General features: G+C 37.6%; 15 protein-coding genes. 4 read left to right on the top strand and 11 right to left on the bottom strand.

Annotated elements, in window-relative coordinates; all coding sequences use genetic code 11:
* Position 1: 1 nt before the first annotated feature.
* Positions 2–1,804 (bottom strand): M14 family metallopeptidase, encoded by a 1,803-nt coding sequence (locus tag ABMY35_RS13145; RefSeq protein WP_349286598.1) that lies wholly within the window; start codon positions 1,802–1,804, stop codon positions 2–4.
* 147 nt (positions 1,805–1,951) lie between these two features.
* Here ABMY35_RS13145 and ABMY35_RS13140 point away from each other — a divergent pair, with 147 nt between their 5' ends.
* Positions 1,952–2,776, top strand: coding sequence for an SDR family oxidoreductase (locus tag ABMY35_RS13140; RefSeq protein WP_349286597.1), 825 nt, complete (start codon positions 1,952–1,954; stop codon positions 2,774–2,776).
* A 51-nt stretch (positions 2,777–2,827) separates the two neighbouring features.
* Here the strand turns inward: ABMY35_RS13140 and rplT are convergent, their stop codons facing one another.
* The 4 genes from rplT to thrS all read right to left on the bottom strand — a co-directional run bounded on the left by rplT (position 2,828) and on the right by thrS (position 6,116).
* Positions 2,828–3,187: a 50S ribosomal protein L20 gene (rplT, locus tag ABMY35_RS13135; RefSeq protein WP_058029851.1), complete on the bottom strand. Its 360-nt coding sequence runs from the start codon at positions 3,185–3,187 to the stop codon at positions 2,828–2,830.
* Positions 3,188–3,202: 15 nt separating this feature from the next.
* Entirely contained in the window at positions 3,203–3,403 is a 201-nt protein-coding gene (gene rpmI / locus ABMY35_RS13130; protein WP_023398350.1) for a 50S ribosomal protein L35, read from the bottom strand.
* Between the two features lie 177 nt (positions 3,404–3,580).
* Positions 3,581–4,147 (bottom strand): translation initiation factor IF-3, encoded by a 567-nt coding sequence (gene infC / locus ABMY35_RS13125; protein ID WP_083496549.1) that lies wholly within the window; start codon positions 4,145–4,147, stop codon positions 3,581–3,583.
* Positions 4,148–4,205: 58 nt separating this feature from the next.
* Positions 4,206–6,116 (bottom strand): threonine--tRNA ligase, encoded by a 1,911-nt coding sequence (gene thrS / locus ABMY35_RS13120; RefSeq protein WP_058029852.1) that lies wholly within the window; start codon positions 6,114–6,116, stop codon positions 4,206–4,208.
* Between the two features lie 222 nt (positions 6,117–6,338).
* Here thrS and ABMY35_RS13115 point away from each other — a divergent pair, with 222 nt between their 5' ends.
* Positions 6,339–7,331, top strand: coding sequence for an endonuclease/exonuclease/phosphatase family protein (locus tag ABMY35_RS13115; protein WP_349286596.1), 993 nt, complete (start codon positions 6,339–6,341; stop codon positions 7,329–7,331).
* A gap of 62 nt (positions 7,332–7,393) precedes the next feature.
* Positions 7,394–7,843 carry a DUF3010 family protein gene (locus ABMY35_RS13110; protein WP_058029854.1) on the top strand — a complete coding sequence of 150 codons (450 nt, stop codon included), beginning with the start codon at positions 7,394–7,396 and terminating at the stop codon, positions 7,841–7,843.
* 62 nt (positions 7,844–7,905) lie between these two features.
* On the opposite strand, the gene ABMY35_RS13105 is transcribed toward ABMY35_RS13110, so the two are convergent.
* From ABMY35_RS13105 to glnS, 3 genes are all read right to left on the bottom strand, one after another.
* Positions 7,906–8,202: a hypothetical protein gene (locus ABMY35_RS13105; RefSeq protein WP_349286595.1), complete on the bottom strand. Its 297-nt coding sequence runs from the start codon at positions 8,200–8,202 to the stop codon at positions 7,906–7,908.
* 127 nt (positions 8,203–8,329) lie between these two features.
* Positions 8,330–10,156 (bottom strand): serine/threonine protein kinase, encoded by a 1,827-nt coding sequence (locus ABMY35_RS13100; RefSeq protein ID WP_349286594.1) that lies wholly within the window; start codon positions 10,154–10,156, stop codon positions 8,330–8,332.
* Positions 10,157–10,211: 55 nt separating this feature from the next.
* On the bottom strand, positions 10,212–11,876 hold the full coding sequence (gene glnS / locus ABMY35_RS13095; protein WP_349286593.1) for a glutamine--tRNA ligase: 1,665 nt from the start codon (positions 11,874–11,876) through the stop codon (positions 10,212–10,214).
* A 223-nt stretch (positions 11,877–12,099) separates the two neighbouring features.
* Between glnS and ABMY35_RS13090 the strand changes: the two genes are divergently transcribed.
* Positions 12,100–13,167: a DUF3083 family protein gene (locus tag ABMY35_RS13090; RefSeq protein WP_349286592.1), complete on the top strand. Its 1,068-nt coding sequence runs from the start codon at positions 12,100–12,102 to the stop codon at positions 13,165–13,167.
* Positions 13,168–13,213: 46 nt separating this feature from the next.
* Here the strand turns inward: ABMY35_RS13090 and ABMY35_RS13085 are convergent, their stop codons facing one another.
* The 3 genes from ABMY35_RS13085 to ABMY35_RS13075 are packed head-to-tail and all read right to left on the bottom strand — an operon-like array spanning position 13,214 to position 16,942.
* Positions 13,214–13,933 (bottom strand): ABC transporter substrate-binding protein, encoded by a 720-nt coding sequence (locus tag ABMY35_RS13085; protein WP_349286591.1) that lies wholly within the window; start codon positions 13,931–13,933, stop codon positions 13,214–13,216.
* A gap of 12 nt (positions 13,934–13,945) precedes the next feature.
* Positions 13,946–14,413 (bottom strand): methyl-accepting chemotaxis protein, encoded by a 468-nt coding sequence (locus tag ABMY35_RS13080; RefSeq protein WP_349286590.1) that lies wholly within the window; start codon positions 14,411–14,413, stop codon positions 13,946–13,948.
* A 9-nt stretch (positions 14,414–14,422) separates the two neighbouring features.
* A complete protein-coding gene (locus ABMY35_RS13075; protein ID WP_349286589.1) occupies positions 14,423–16,942 on the bottom strand; it encodes a methyl-accepting chemotaxis protein in 2,520 nt (839 codons plus the stop codon).
* Between the last annotated feature and the right edge of the window lie 86 nt (positions 16,943–17,028).

Here is a 17,028-nt window from a genome sequence, read left to right as displayed (position 1 = left end):
ATTACTTCTCTACTTCTTTTTGCTCTGGTTTATATTGTATTAAAATTGGGTATTTTAAGTAGCCTTGATCAAAATATGGCGTTTTTGAATACAACCAATTTAAACGTGCTTTATGATCTGATTCAAACTTTTTGTCTTCTCTTAACTTCTTATCAAATTCTAGCGCAAGTTTAGGGTTATCTTTTAACATTGAACGGGCATAAGGTACTAATGCATAATTTTCAACATATTCTGTTCGTTGGAATATTGTATGAAAACTTCCCCATGAGAAAAAAGAGTCTGGGGCTTCAGGGTGCAGTAAATGAGTTGCCAACTTGCCCCTTGCTTGTTGAGTCGTTACTTTATACCACCCTTCTAAATTTTTTTGTTCAATGTCGCTATAAGCGAACTGAGCTGTCACTCTAAAATGCCCCTCAAAAGGTGTTTTATCAAAAGAATACTCATTTACTGTTGCAAGTTTTAAGTTAGAAATTAAATCAGAAGAAGTGACTGTTTCAACATTGATACCGTGTATTGATAATTTATCTGCTATGAAGCTATATGACTGAGGTATATAAAATGCATCAGGAACATCAACTTCAGAAACAACCTCTTTTTTCCAATAGATTGGTAGCTTCTCGTAGTGCTCTGGCTCTCCAAGATACTTAACCTCTTGTTGCCCAGAAAGCGCACTGTTAAATCGCTTATATTTAATCCCTTTGAAGCTGATAAAGTCAGGATCTGTTGCATATTTTCTATTAAGCACCAGACGTTCTGGCGTTTCCTGCTCTTTTTTAACTGCACTTTCAAGAGCTTGAAAATGAATTGACAAAGCATCTATTGCGCCATCTAAAAATACATAGGTACCAAGTACACGTTGCTTATAGGGTTTAAGTGAGTGATTTTCTACTAAAATCGTTGGCACATTAGCAAGGTCTCCCCAGCCATTTGAAAAACGCGGTCCCGCAATCCAACCTGCTAAGCCACTCTTAAATTCTCTTTTATCCATTACAAATACAAGTGGACCAGGAATATGGTCGTATTTTGCTAATGTTTTATCAATATGAGGCTGAAACTTTTCAGCTAACACAGTTGCAATTTGTGGTGATTCACTTGCGAATGCAGGTGTGTAGCCATAAGTAACATCGTATTGGTAATCTGCACCATCTGTGACATGAACGTCTACATACAAATCTGGTTCAAATTCATTAATTACCTTCAATACAGCCTTAACCTCTGGTGTATCTAACTTAGTGTAATCACGATTGAGATTTAAGTTGTTGCCATTCGTTCTGAAACCCATCTTAATTGGGCCACGCTGGTTAATTCGATTAAACTCGCTTCGACGCTCATGGCCATCAACATTTAAGATTGGTATAAAAAGTATATTTACTTTCGTTAGCAGATCTCTTCTTTTGCCCGTTGCGATATCTCTTAGCAACATAAAGCCAGCATCTTTACCATCAATTTCACCAGAATGAATACCAGCTTGAATTAAGATTGTCGGCTTGCCATTGCTTTTGATCATGTTTGAAGAAAATTGACCATTTTCACTAGCAACAATCATTTTGATTTCACGCTGACCAAAACTTTCACCAATTGATATGCTGCTGAACTGGGTTTGGTTTGCCGCAATCAATCTATCAACGAATTTCATTGTCTCTTCATAAGTTGGCGATACTTCACCACCACTTAGTTCAAAGTCAGTTGTTAAAGGACCAGAACTTTGAATTAGCTGCAAACTTTTCCCTTGCCAAGGTATTAATGGTGGTAAATGACCATTCATACTCAACACAGTGGATAACATTATAACGTTTGCAAACATGTAAAAGACTCATTAATAATTTATAAGTTAGATGAATTATATCAATCTTTTACAAACCAATTTAGAATGTGCGGTGATTCAACAAAAAAATGCAGCAAATGACATATTTGGCATTTTTTATCTACTTTAATACAGCGAAATAACAAAATGAAATCAATCTTGATCACGGGCTGCTCTACCGGCATCGGTTATCACTGCGCAAAAGAGCTACATAAATCCGGTTTTAAAGTCATAGCCAGTTGCCGTAAAAATGAAGATGTTGCCCGACTATCAGAAGAAGGTTTAACCTGTATTAAATTAGATCTAGCTGATCAGAAGAGTATAGAGGAAGGCTTTAAAACAGCACTCGATATATGTGATGGGCATTTAGAGGTATTGTTTAACAATGGCGCTTATGGACAACCCGGCGCAGTAGAAGATTTACAAACAGATACATTACGCGCACAATTTGAAGTCAACTTTTTTTCTTGGCATCATCTCACAAATTTGGCAATTAAACATATGCGATCAACAGGACATGGTCGAATTATTCACAATTCATCCGTGTTAGGTTTTGTAGCTCTGCCTTATCGAGGTGCTTACAATGCTAGTAAGTTTGCGTTAGAAGGGTTGACTGATACATTACGAATGGAATTAGCAGATACAAATATTCACATTAGCTTAATTGAACCAGGACCGATCGCTTCTAAATTTAGAGATAATGCAAAACAAGCGTTTATAAAAAATATCAGTATTGAAGAAAGTGCACATAATGATAATTATCGCGCACAGCTAAACCGTCTAGAAAGCCAAACTGCACCACAAAAATTTACCCTAGGCCCTGAAGCTGTTCTTGAAAAACTTTTACATGCTATGAATGCAGAAAAACCTAAGCCGCGCTACTACGTGACATTCCCAACCTATTTCATGGGCGTGATGAGAAGAATATTAAGTACTAGATTGCTTGATAAAATTTTAATAAAGAATCGTTAAAACTAAAAAAGGAGCCATTGGCTCCTTTTAAATAAATAAGTTCAAGACTTATTAAGCAGCTAGACCTTCTTTTGCTTTAGCAACTAATGCTGCGAAAGCTACTTGGTCGTATACTGCGATATCAGCTAGGATCTTACGATCGATCTCAACAGATGACTTTTTAAGGCCATTGATGAAACGGCTGTAAGAAAGGCCATTCTGACGTGAAGCTGCGTTGATACGTGCAATCCATAATTGACGGAAAGTACGTTTCTTAGCACGACGGTCACGGTAAGCGTATTGACCTGCTTTAGTTACAGCTTGGAACGCTACGCGGTAAACACGTGAACGTGCTCCGTAGTAACCTTTAGCTTGCTTTAATACTTTTTTGTGACGTGCACGTGCGATAACACCGCGTTTAACTCTTGCCATTTCTGATATCCTCTATTAAGCGAATGGTAACATACGATCGATTAGGCCTAGGTCATTCTTATGAACCATAGACTTAGCACGAAGGTGTAGTTTACGCTTTGAAGATTTCTTAGTCAGAATGTGACGAAGATGCGATTGTTTACGCTTGTAACCGCCTGAAGCAGTCTTTTTGAAACGCTTAGCTGCGCCTCTGTGTGTTTTTAGCTTGTAAGCCATTGCAATAACTCCAAATGTATTGCGCTAATCAATGTAACAAGGCGGGATAGACCACTTGTAGAGCCTTATTACAACCTATGTTCTGGCGAGAAATTAATCTACTTTTTACAGACCAGTTGAACTAGGTAGCCGAAGCATTTGTGACCTAGTCCAAAATCGGAGCGTATTATGCCGTGTTTATGCTTTTTTAGCAATAGGCGCCAACATCATAATCATTTGACGACCTTCTACACGATTTGGGAAAGATTCTACTGTTGCGATGTCTTCCAAATCAGCTTTAACACGATTTAATAAATCTAGACCAATGTCTTGGTGAGCCATTTCACGGCCGCGGAAGCGAATAGTAACTTTTGCTTTGTCTCCACCCTCTAAGAATTTTCTTAGGTTGCGTAGTTTAACGTTGTAGTCACCAGAATCAGTACCAGGACGGAACTTGATCTCTTTAATTTGGATCTGCTTCTGCTTTTTCTTTTGTTCTTTTTGTACTTTTGCTTTTTCGAAAAGGAACTTACCGTAATCCATCACCTTACAAACAGGCGGTTCAGCATTTGGACTAATTTCTACTAAATCTACACCTAGTTCATCAGCAATAGCTTGAGCTTCTCTTAACGAAACAATGCTTGGTTCCTGGCCTTCAACGCCTGTTAAGCGAACTTCTCTCGCTGTGATTTCTTCGTTAATACGATGTTGTTTTTGAGCTGTTGGTTGCCCTTTTTTGCCGCCTCTAATGGTACGATCCTCCAAAAAATCAAAAGATAAAGCGTGTAGCTTAATATATTTTTGTTAGCCACACGCCATAATTTTATTTACGGTCTTTAATCTCTTCGCTTACCTTTGCGATAAAGTCATCAACCGAGAACTTGCCAAGATCTTCACCTTTGCGTGTTCTAACCGCAACTTCTTGCTGTTCAACTTCTTTGTCGCCAACAACAAGTAAGTACGGGATACGTTTTAAAGTATGCTCGCGAATTTTAAAGCCAATCTTCTCATTTCTCAAGTCAGCACAGGCTCTAATTCCAAGTTTATTTAATTTTTGCACAATTTCTTGTACATAATCAGCTTGTTTATCGGTGATATTCATAATCACCACTTGCTTTGGTGCTAACCAAGTTGGGAAAAGACCTGCATATTCTTCAGTTAGGATGCCGATGAAGCGTTCTAATGAACCTAAAATTGCACGGTGGATCATGACTGGTGTTTTTCTTTCGCCATCTTCGCCAACATAGGTTGCACCAAGACGTCCCGGCATAGAGAAATCAAGCTGAATTGTACCACATTGCCACGCACGACCTAAGCAGTCATGAAGAGTAAACTCAATCTTTGGACCATAGAATGCGCCTTCACCAGGTTGAAGTTCGAATTTAAGATTATTAGCTTCAAGTGCTTCTTCAAGTGCTTTTTCAGCTTTATCCCAAATTTCGTCAGAACCTACACGTTGTTCAGGTCTTGTTGAAAGTTTGATATCAATCTCGTCGAAACCAAATGTCTTGTATGTGTCAAATACCATTTCGATACATGCTGACACTTCTTGCAGAATTTGTTCTTCAGTACAGAATACGTGTGCATCATCCTGTGTAAACGAACGAACACGCATCAAACCATGCAATGAACCTGATGGCTCATTTCGGTGAACTAAACCAAACTCAGCCATTCTATATGGAAGATCACGATAAGATTTAAGACCTTGATTAAAGATTTGTAAGTGACCTGGACAGTTCATTGGTTTTACTGCGTAAGTACGTTTTTCTGATTCAGTTGAGAAAATCATATCTCCGTATTTGTCCCAGTGACCAGATTTTTCCCACATACTTACGTCAAGAATTAAAGGTGCTCGCACTTCTTCGTAACCAAACTTAACCAATTGATCACGCATATAGTCTTCTACAGTCTTATAAACTGTCCAACCATCATTGTGCCAGAATACCATGCCCGGCGCTTCTTCTTGCCAGTGCCATAAGTCTAACGCTTTACCAATTTTACGGTGATCACGTTTTTCAGCTTCTTCAAGACGCTTCAAATAAGCTTTAAGTTGTTTCTTATCAGCCCAAGCTGTGCCGTAAATACGCTGTAGCATCTTGTTATCAGAGTTACCACGCCAATACGCGCCAGCTACTTTCATGATCTTGAAGTGTTGGCAGAACTTCATATTTGGCACGTGAGGACCACGACACATGTCTACGTATTCTTCGTGATGATATAGACCTGGTTTGTCATCCTTCGAAATATTTTCGTCTAGGATTTCAATTTTGTAAGTTTCACCGCGTGCTTCAAAGGTGTCTCTTGCTTCTTGCCAAGTGACTGTTTTCTTGACAACGTCATAATTAGTTTTAGCAAGCTCAAGCATGCGTTTTTCAATTGCATCTAGATCTTCTTGTGTTAATGAACGATCTAAATCGATGTCGTAGTAAAAGCCATTGTCGATAGTTGGACCAATCGCCATTTTTACATCGGGGAAAAGCTGTTTAATTGCATGACCAATTAAGTGCGCGCATGAGTGACGGATAATTTCTAAGCCGTCTTCATCTTTTGCTGTGATGATTTGTAAGTTTGAATCTTCAGTGATTAAATCACATGCATCAACTCTTTCACCATTCACTCGGCCAGCGATGGTTGCCTTTGCAAGACCAGGACCGATATCTTGAGCTACTTCTAATGTTGTTACTGGATTTTCGAAAGCACGCTGACTGCCGTCAGGAAGCGTAATTACAGGCATGATAATTCCTATTTACAGTGGTGACACCTACCAAGTATCACGTGTATTAAAATTTAAAAAGTGAGTACCTTTTACAACGCTTTTACGAATAAGCATTGATGAACTTATTGACTAAGTTAACTAAGGATTTTAAGCGAATGCTTATTTTGGCCTCCACAGTGACTAAATTCAAGGGAAAGACTAAAATTAAACCTGCAAATTGATGAATAAATGAAATTTTAAATGTCAGAACAAAAATCTATAAAAATTGCTACGTTAAACTTGCTTAATTTTGCAGCGCCGCCTTATCGTTTTTATTCCGAATTCGAAGGCTACACACACAGCCAGTGGCAATCTAAAACTTTATTTATTTCTGAATTGTTGGCTCATATGTCACCAACAGTAATTGCCTTTCAAGAAGTATTTTCAGTTAAAGATCTAGAAGAGATTTGCAAAGAGCAAGGCCTTCCCTATTTCTCTGCCGTTTCGGCTGTAAAACATGAAGCGTTAAAACCCGATGTACTGTATTCACCGGTTGTTGCAATCGCTTCTAAATATCCAATTGAATCTTTAAATTGTCTGCTGCCAAATAAGGACTTACTGGATTACTTTGGTCATCAAACACCTTTTGGTTTTAATCGGACACCAATCAAGTGCAATATAAACCTGCCAGATGTAGGCTTTGTCAGTTTTTATGTGGTCCATTTAAAATCACAGCGTCTTATCACTGATGGCAGCCTATTCGAGCAAATCAATGCAGAGCCAAACCTTCGTCACTACTACGAACAATCTTTTGCATTACTTAGAAACAGTCAAGATCGCTCTTTAGAGGCCTCAATAATCATGCATGATGTGATGACCAATAATCAAAATATGCCTGTTGTTGTTTTGGGTGACTTTAATCATAACCTTGAACATGCCAGCTTGTTACCTTTTAATATTGCTAATGATCATTCGTTCAAAGACGTTCCGTCAGAAAGTGGCTTAATTGATAGTTACACTCTTTCACAACAAGCAATGGAAGGAAAACAGAAACCAGCAACACACTTTTATCGTGGTAAAGGTAATGTATTAGATTATATTTTACTGTCTCAACACTTCGATCCTGTTCATGATAACTGTGTAATTAAAAAATTAAACTATGCTACTTTTGATGGACACTTAACTACACAAAGAGACGGAGAAGATATTCGTTATTCAGATCATGCGGCCATCATGATTGATTTATCAGTTTAAGCTTTAGGTTTATTCGTCTCACCGTTATAATTACTAACTAGTTTCAATATATTGGAAAGATTATGAGAACATGTGGTGTTGAAATCACAGGCAGTGAAGTACTTTTATGCTTGCTGACAAAAGAAGAAGACGTTTTTGATATTCGTGATGTACGACAAACACGCTTTACCCTTGGTCAAGTTGGCCAAGACACTGAAGATATGCGCAAATTCCAATTTGATTTTGCAAAATTATTAGAAGATTACCAAATTGACTCTGTTGCAATAAAGCAACGTGCACCAAAAGGTAAGTTTGCAGGTAGTGCGACAGGTTTTAAAATCGAAGCTGCCATTCAATTAATAAAAGATGTGGATGTTAAAATTTTATCTGCAACTGAAATCAAAGAACAATTGAAGCGTAACCCTTTACCAATCGACTTTGAAGAAACTGGGCTTAAGAAATATCAAGAAACTGCATTTATTAATGCTTATGTTTACATCATGATGAAAACATACCGCCCAGAAGAGCTATAAAGAATAAACTCAATAAATATCCGGCGATATCAGGCCGGATATTTATCTTACTGAAGACAGGTTTATTTATGTGTTTCATATAAAGAGTCCGACACCTTTCTTAAATCCACATTTTCTATATAGTCATCGCTCAACGTCAGAATTGCATTTAAATTATTTACTAACTTTTCTTTTTGCAACTCACCCGGCTTTAATGCAGTTTGCAATAAATGTAATGCCATATCAGCCATAAGCAAACGTTGCTTTTCTTGCCAATTATCATCTGCACGACTTGCAGGGTGTATCCTGATAGCTTCTTCAACTTGGTCATGAATCGACCAGCTTAAGGTTAAAATATCTTGTCGTTGTTGCTTTTCCATAGCGCACCTCTGGGATTGAAATAAGACCTGTATACCTTTTAAAGATATTATTTATTTAACACAAAGCTCAACAAGTCTTTAGCTTTGATCAATATGCTTTAATCTTCAATACGCCTTTCGTAATATCTTATAGTGAATTATTTAGTGCTTTAGGGTTTCTTGGATAGAAGTTTGTTGGCTGGCTCTGGCATAAATCAAATTCACGGGTATTCTTGTAAGGTAACTTCATAAATCCTGCAACACCAAAGTTGTCTATACATAAGGCGTACTGCATAATCTCTTCTAAAAGTGCCTTAAATTTTATTTCTTTTGATGCGTCTAAAAGTCTATAGTAATGGTGAATTTTAAGGCGATTTTCTAAAGACTCGAAAATGATACACCCTGTATGGTGAATTTTATTAAGTTCGAAAACACATTGAATAATGCTTTTCGGGAGTTGAAGTTGTTCATCTGGATCTTTACCATCTTCGAAGTAACTATGAGGACGGGTAATTTCTTGGCTACTGGTATCAACAACCGAGTAATGTAACTGAGGTAATACTTCGAAAATAAACGCCCCCGTGCTGTCTCTTTCTAACTGAATTGTTTGCCTTGCATCGAATAAGCAACATTTGAACAAACCTTTTTGGGTAATGCCTTGTGCTAACATTACGGTTGAGTTAATAGAATCAGTAAATGCTTTATGTAAAGATTCATCGTGCAATATTAGACTAGATTCGATATGTAAATTTTCTTCTCGCCAATGAAAACTTAAACCACCAACAACAGGGAATTTTGCAAGACGACTGATTGACGCTAAAAAGGCTTTTTCAGTATCTCCGGTATCGAACAAAAATTCTTTATAATATCTATCTAGTTGCGCATCGTTAACATCAAGCAGTTGTTGATTATGGTCTGCTCTTCGTAAGAACTCTTTGCGAGAACTGTAAACAACTGTGTCTGGTTCAAATTCAAATTCATTAACCCAAAATGGAATGTTCGCTTTGACTGTTTTGTTATCTAGTTTAGGCAAGTAAACTTTGGCCATACTTGGCATATTGCGGATAAAGTATTCTCCTGCCGCATCTCTTAACTTTTTGTCCTTTGACAGCATATTGTCTATGACTGTCGCAAACTCCTGAGGTAACCCTAGGCTTGCAGCTGGAATAACACCCACGCCAAAACGGCAAGATTGTGCACTGGCCAATGCATAGAGTGTTGATGCAACACCTTGTTCATCGAATCGCGGCGATGACTGCATACCTGACATTTGTTCATCACCAATAAAATACACATCGCCCATGCGGGCATTGGTACTCGATAAATCTGCTGACATTAAGTCCATGATGTTGCTGGCAACAACTTCTCCGTATTCGTCAATCTGCGCATAGACAGAGCTGCCCCAATCAACTAGAGAGAACTCATCAGTATCAACATCCCAAACAATATTAGAGGGTTTGATATCACCGTGGACAATAGGTTGAGGGCTTAAACCATTTTTATGTCTGCGCAAGTCAAGTAATACATTTCTGAGTTTTAACGCTAAGCTCATGATGTCTTGAACTGAGAAACGGCCTCGTTTAAGTGAGATTTTTTCTAAATCTTCTCCTTTTGCTCGAGCCATCATCAAAATACCTTGTTTTTTTACCCGTTCAAAAGCAAAAAATTTAGGTACCATGGGGTTGTTTATTTGCGATAGCATATAGGCTTCGTCTTCAAGCCTATCTCTGACACTTTGAGCAAGGGTAATTCGAGAAAACTTAAACACCCATTCCTGCTCGTCTTCACCAATACCTGCGAAAACAAATCCAAAAGCACCTGAGCCAATTTCTTCAACATTGCTATAACCCAGTAACTGCAATTGCTTCTTACATATATTTAGCCACTGCCTATGCTTTTTTGCGTCGTGGTGAGAGAGCAGATAAATAGATTGCTGCTCGTTTATATAGAAATTATTGATTGATTTGGCAGTCATAAATATTGTTATTTTGATCAAAAAAGGCCGATAAATCGGCCTTTTAAATTGAAGATTAAGCTTGTTCTATTTTAGCCCAAGAATCTCTTAAACCAACCGTTTGGTTGAATACAAGACCCTCTTCTTTATTGTCGCGGCAATAATACCCTAAACGCTCAAATTGGAAGCCTTGCTCAACGGCTGCTTGAGCTAAAGACGGCTCAAGTTTAGCTGACTTAATCACAGTGAGTGAGTCAGGGTTAAGGGTTTCAACAAACGACTCAGCTGCAGCTGGGTTTGGTACATTGAACAATCTGTCATACTGACGTACTTCAGCTTCAACACAATGAGTTGCTGATACCCAGTGAATAACACCTTTTACTTTACGGCCATCAGCTGGGTTTTTGCCCAGTGTATCTGGATCATAACTACAGAAAATAGTTGTGATATTACCCTCAGCATCTTCTTCAATACGTTCAGCTTTAATAACATAAGCATTGCGTAAGCGTACTTCCTTGCCAAGTACTAGACGCTTGAACTTCTTATTCGCTTCAATGCGGAAGTCTTCACGCTCAATGAATAACTCTTTAGTAAATGGTAATTCACGGGTGCCCATAGATTCTTCTGAAGGATGGTTTGGTGCAACTAACTGCTCAACTTTACCTTCTTCGAAATTTTCTATCACAATACGTACAGGGTCGATAACTGCCATCGCACGTGGTGCGTTATTGTTTAGGTCATCACGAATACAGGCTTCTAACATGCCCATTTCAACCATGTTATCTTGCTTAGTGATACCGATACGCTTACAGAACTCACGAATAGAAGCAGGTGTGTAACCCCGACGACGAAGACCTGCAATAGTAGGCATGCGTGGGTCGTCCCAACCATCAACATGATTCTCAACAACTAAATCATTTAGCTTACGCTTTGACATAACCGTGTATTCAAGGTTTAAGCGAGAAAATTCGATCTGTTGTGGATGACACTCTAGAGAGATGTTATCTAAAACCCAGTCATAAAGACGGCGATTATCTTGGAACTCAAGCGTACATAGTGAATGTGTAATGCCTTCTAACGCATCAGAAATACAATGAGTGAAGTCATACATAGGGTAAATGCACCACTTATCACCTGTTTGATGGTGATGTGCAAAGCGGATTCGGTAGATGATAGGGTCACGTAGCACCATGAATGAGCTAGCCATATCAATCTTAGCTCTAAGAACACATTCGCCCTCTTTGAACTCACCTTTACGCATTTTTTCGAATAAAGCTAAGTTTTCTTCAACTGATGTGTCTCTGTACGGACTATTTTTACCTGGCTCAGTTAATGTGCCGCGATATTCACGTGCTTCATCAGGCGATAAGAAACATACATACGCCAAACCTTTTTCAATAAGTTCCACTGCATAGCCATGAAGCTTATCGAAGTAATTAGATGAATAGCAAATTTCACCATCCCAGTTAAAACCTAACCAAGATACGTCTTCTTGAATCGACTTAACGTAGTTGATATCTTCTTTTTCTGGGTTTGTGTCATCAAAACGTAAGTTACATAAACCTTGGTAATCTTGAGCAATGCCGAAGTTTAAACAAATAGATTTCGCATGGCCAATGTGTAGAAAACCATTTGGCTCAGGTGGAAAACGTGTATGCGTAGATTGATGCTTGCCACTTGCTAAATCAGCATCAATGATATTTCGAATAAAGTTAGTTGGGCGATTTTCTGTTTCCGCCATAGATATGCATTCCTCTGAATCAAGCATTCTTATACATGCCGCATTATTACAAAAACAATTAAGAACTAACAGATGCTAGAGCTTATTATTTGTATAAACTCGGCTAGATTTATCTTTCCGTTCAAAATTGTGACAATTGTCGCAAATATTGTCCTAACGCAATAAATCTTTCATGAAAACTCGTTAATGTTCGCCACAGATTGATTACCAAGGATTTAAGATAATGGCATCTAGCAGTTCTAACCGAGTTTATATTCCAACAAACGCAAGAAATAACCAGTACATTTTAGCTGAGTTCAAACCAAGCGATGAGTTTGTATCAAGCTTTGACAACATTGATAGTTGTTATGAGCGCATTGCGCGAAAGTTATTTTTAGCCTGTGAAGAAAATGGCTTGTACAACGTTCATATGATTGCCAACGATAAGTTGCCTATTACACGTTTTCATGAAGAGTCATATTGCCTACAAACAGAGAAGCAAATGTTGTTTTTCTACAACCCCAAATACCATGAAGCACATAAGTCTTATTGGCAACAAGGTGTTAGAGCAAAAAAAGTACGCCTTCTGTTTTTAGCAACAGGTGACGAGCTTAGAGCAAATGCTGCAAATTTTCATAATAAAGTTCAAAAGACACTACATGATTTAAAAGTAAACTTGGGCGTCGAAGATGCTTTTAAGATAAGAGACCACCAGCATTTAACTTACGATTTATTTGCTCGCATTAAAGGGCATAAAGAAACATATGGTTATAAATTAAGAAGTTTATATCCACGTTATGAAGCTAGAAAATGTGAAATTCCAGCCGAACACACTGAAATGACCTATGTCACTTTTAACATTCCAGTGACGCGTGCTTTAAAAACACAATTTCAACATTTGCTCGAAGACGAACATTACACTCAATTTTATTCATTTATTGAAGATAAGTTTTTCAGTGCATGTGGCTATAAGCAGATCAGCCAGGCCGCTTTCATCGCAGATGGTCGGTTACCACTGGTCAGAAATAGTAAAATTGATAAGTCTGCACAAAATAGTGAACTGCAAAAGTTAAGCTTTGATATTTGCTCTGAAGAAACACAATACAAAGCCCATTGGGATAAAGACCAGTTGGTAGATACGTTACATTTTGTTGTGGTTGCCAAAGCCAGTGATAATAAAGATGTCGGATATGGCAAGTTTATGAATAATGTCGAATCTATGATCAGAGGTTTATCACAGACATTAGAATTGTCGGCTCAAAGACAAGCACTCAATGTGCGCTTTTTCCAACACATAAGCTATAACGCTTAATCTTGTGTTTAGTGTAGGTGTTGTTTAATTAAACTAAACAACACCTTTATTTTTGGCTGACCGTGTATTTGCTTACTACTTTGTTAATTTTCCCTGATTGTTGAAGCTCTGAAATGGCTTTATTTAATAATGGCAATAAGTGAATCTTTGACTTGTTCAACCTGATTTTAAGCTCACCTTTGGTATGAAGCTGATCAAGGCGAATTGATACACTCAATTTGTTTGCCCAGTATTTCGCAGGTAAATCACCAATTAAAATACGTTCCACCCTATTCTTATGTAATGCTAGAACAAGCTCTTTTTCTGAAGCGAAGTCGATACGTGTGAAAGTATTATCATCGAAATAGTAATATCCTAATATGGTTCCAACTTCTTCTTTATAAACCATTGGTCCAAGTTGAGTTCCATCTAGGCTCGCGTAATACTCTTCAATACCAAACAACTTGTGTGAAAATACAAACTGTTCACCAGCATCACCGCCTGGAAACCAAACAGGTGAAACAACGTCAAAATCAAGTAGGCCATTATCCATTGCATAGATGGTTCTCTTCGGCGGAAACCGTAACTCAATACCATGAATGTTTGCTTTATCTAAAATAAGTGGAATTAATTCACCTAAAATACCGGGTTTGTCTTTATCTGGTATGTAGTATGGATACCAAGACTCAGAAGCTGCTAGGTTATATCTTAATGACTCTTTTGCATAAGCCTGAACAGAACTCAGCAAGTATATGAATAATACATTGGGTAATAATGCAACTCTCAAGCAATCACCTTCTTATTGCTCTTGTTTTAATTTGAAAAAACTTAATCGGTTGCTGACTTCTTTTGTTGACCCTTCAAGCTTCGACATATCTTGAGACATTTGTTCAAGCATAGAGGTATTTTGTTGCGTAGACCTATCAAGGTTACTAACCGCCGAATTAACCTCACTAATACTGGTGCTTTGCTGTCTAGTGGCGTCATTTAAATTATGCATCATGCTATTTACTTCAGAAATATTATATTGAATATTTTCTAGACGCTGATGTGAGTCTTGTGAGCTATTAAAACTAATTTCAACTTTATCAATATTCTCAGAGACTAACTCTTTGATTTTTTTTGCTGCGTCAGCAGAGCGCTGAGCAAGTTCTCGCACTTCGCTTGCCACCACAGAAAAACCTTTCCCCTGCTCGCCAGCTCTTGCAGCCTCAACGGAAGCATTCAGGGCAAGCAGATTTGTTTGAAATGCAATCTCATCAATCATAACCGTAATTTAAGCAATCTCTCGGCTAGAATCTCGCATACTTTGTGTTACATCCAAAGATCCTTTCATCACCTCCATGGCATCTTCAGCAATTTGCTTCGAGTCTTGCATTCGTTTTGTAACAACCAGGCTTTGATCTGCTGTTTCATTTACGCTTGACGCCATTTGTTCCATAGAAGCGGCAATTTGCTCAAGGGCGACTGCTTGTTCAGTGCTTCTTTTCGAAATATCCACTGCAAATTGTTTTTGGTCGGTACATAATGCAAGGGTATGATTTGCTGATTTAATCACATCAGTGAAAACACTTTTAAGCTCACTTGATGATGCATTAATTGCAGTACAAATTTTGTTTAAGTCTCCAGGAAAGGATTTATCTATTTGGTGATATAAGGCACCTTTTTGTTGTAACTCTGATGATGTTTGAATTTCTTCCATCGCACTATTTAATAATTGGAGCATTTCATTCATATCAGCTTTTAAAGTGGCGTATTGTCCATGCATGTCACCTCGAATTTGTTTATCAAAATTCCCAGATTTTATACTTTCGACAACCCCTGATAACTCATTTAATACCTCCTCAACCCTTTCACTTGAAAGGTTCATCGCGCGTTGTAATTTTTCTAAATGTCCTGAGTACTCTCCAACAACACGGGAGCTTAAAACCCCTTCACTTTGATGTACTGAAACTTGAACGATGTTTAGAATGGCATTTTCTAAATTTTCTAATGATGAATTTACATTTTTCTGAAGTGAAGCCAATCGGCCTGAATACTCATTTGTTATTCGAGATGAATATTCTCCCACTTGTAAGTGACCAAATAGGCCTTCAATATCGGAAACAAATAGTTGTAAGTTCTCTGATGATTCGTTAAATGTATTTTTAAGTTGTAACAAGCGACCACTGTAATTACCTTCAAGTCTCTTATTAAATTCACCATTTTTTTGAGACACTAACGAGTCTGAAATTTCATTCATTGCACTTTCAAGCGATGACATGCTTACATTAAATGACTCTTTTAAATCATTCAAAGCGCCCTGTTGTTCAGATAAAATACGACCCGAAAAATTACCGTTTTGCAGTTGTTCCATACTTTTGCCGATTTCTTTAATGGCACTATCTATCGTTTCAATTGAACTATCGACTTTAGCCCTTAGTGGCCCTTTTACACTTGGTGACATTCGAACTGTAAAATCTCCTTCAGCAAGCCCATTCATAACTGCATCTAGCGCATTCATGGTAAAATCAAGCGTATTACTACTGTTATTAACGCCTTCTTTTAGAACAGACATGTCGCCTTTACACGGGTAAGTTACTCTATGACTAAAATCACCATTTGAAACTCGGCTCATTACAGACTGAATTTCGCTATTTACCGCATTTAACTCTTGTAAAAAACTATTAAATGACCGTGTCGCTTGACCAACCTCATCGTTAAGGTCAGAACAAATAGATTTGGAAAAATCAAAATCTTGGTTTACTCGATTAATAAACCCACTGAGGTTTTGCAAGCCATCATTTAAACTTTTCGCGACTCTCGATGCAAAACTGACAATTAAATAAATAATAATCAAACAGCTAACTAAAGAAATAATTAGAAATGACATGGCTTTTGTTTTGGTAGATTGCGCATATTGACTGATTAAATGCGATTTTTTATCCGCAATGCCTTTAATCGACTTTATTCTGCTTGTTGCATCAGCAAACCAGTTTGAATTATCGCGCCCTGAAAAAACTAAATTACCGCTACTGAGTTGTTCTGAGATAAATGTACGGTATGGCAGTATTTGTTCATCAAGGTTGTTTAGCTCTGAAAATTCTGACTGAAATAATTTAGGATCAAGTAATTGCTTAATAAAATCTACTTGTTGAAGTTGGTCACCTTGAAATAAAGATAAACTAGCAAGTTGAGGTAACAAAATCTTACCGCGATTAAAAACGCCATTTAAAAGTCCACGCTCTTGACCTGCGCGCTCTTTCATCCAAAGAATGGCTATTAAGCTCTTCATACTTTTGGTCGCATGTGCGTCGTCTGTATAATTTGCAAAAGTACTTGCTGCATCAAGCGCAAACTTATTAGCTTTAGAATAAAATCCAAAAGCACCTGACTGTTTATCTAGTTGGTCGACCTTAGTTCGAACTATATCTAATGCTTCAAACTGCTTGAGTAAATCGTTAATAATAAGTTGAGTAGATTTAGGGAAGTCATCAAGCTGAGCTTCTGCAAGTTTGAAAAGTTGGTTTTTAGCAATATCCGCTTTTTTTCTCTGTGCAAGGACCTTTTCTTTTCCGTTACCGCCCGAGGCAAGAAAACCAGCTGTTAGACCGCGCTCTACGGCAAAATTATGTGCAGTATTATCTAATACGCGAACTGCATTAACATAAGATTCTAATCGAGATGCTTCTTTATAATTTATAAATTGAGAAAAAACCAAATAAATAAAGCTAATTAAAACAAAAAAAGTTGGGATAACACTGAGGAGTGTGATTTTGGTTTTAATTTTTAAGTTATTAATTAAGTCATCAAACATGACTATCAGTCCATGGAGCGGAAGTATGTACTTAAAAGATAGTAAACAGCTGAGAAAATTGGAAAAAATTTGAGTAAAAAAAAAGA

The organism is Pseudoalteromonas sp. BZB3, from assembly GCF_040104455.1.
Taxonomy (GTDB): Bacteria; Pseudomonadota; Gammaproteobacteria; order Enterobacterales; family Alteromonadaceae; genus Pseudoalteromonas.
This window is presented reverse-complemented; position numbering and strand designations above follow the sequence as displayed.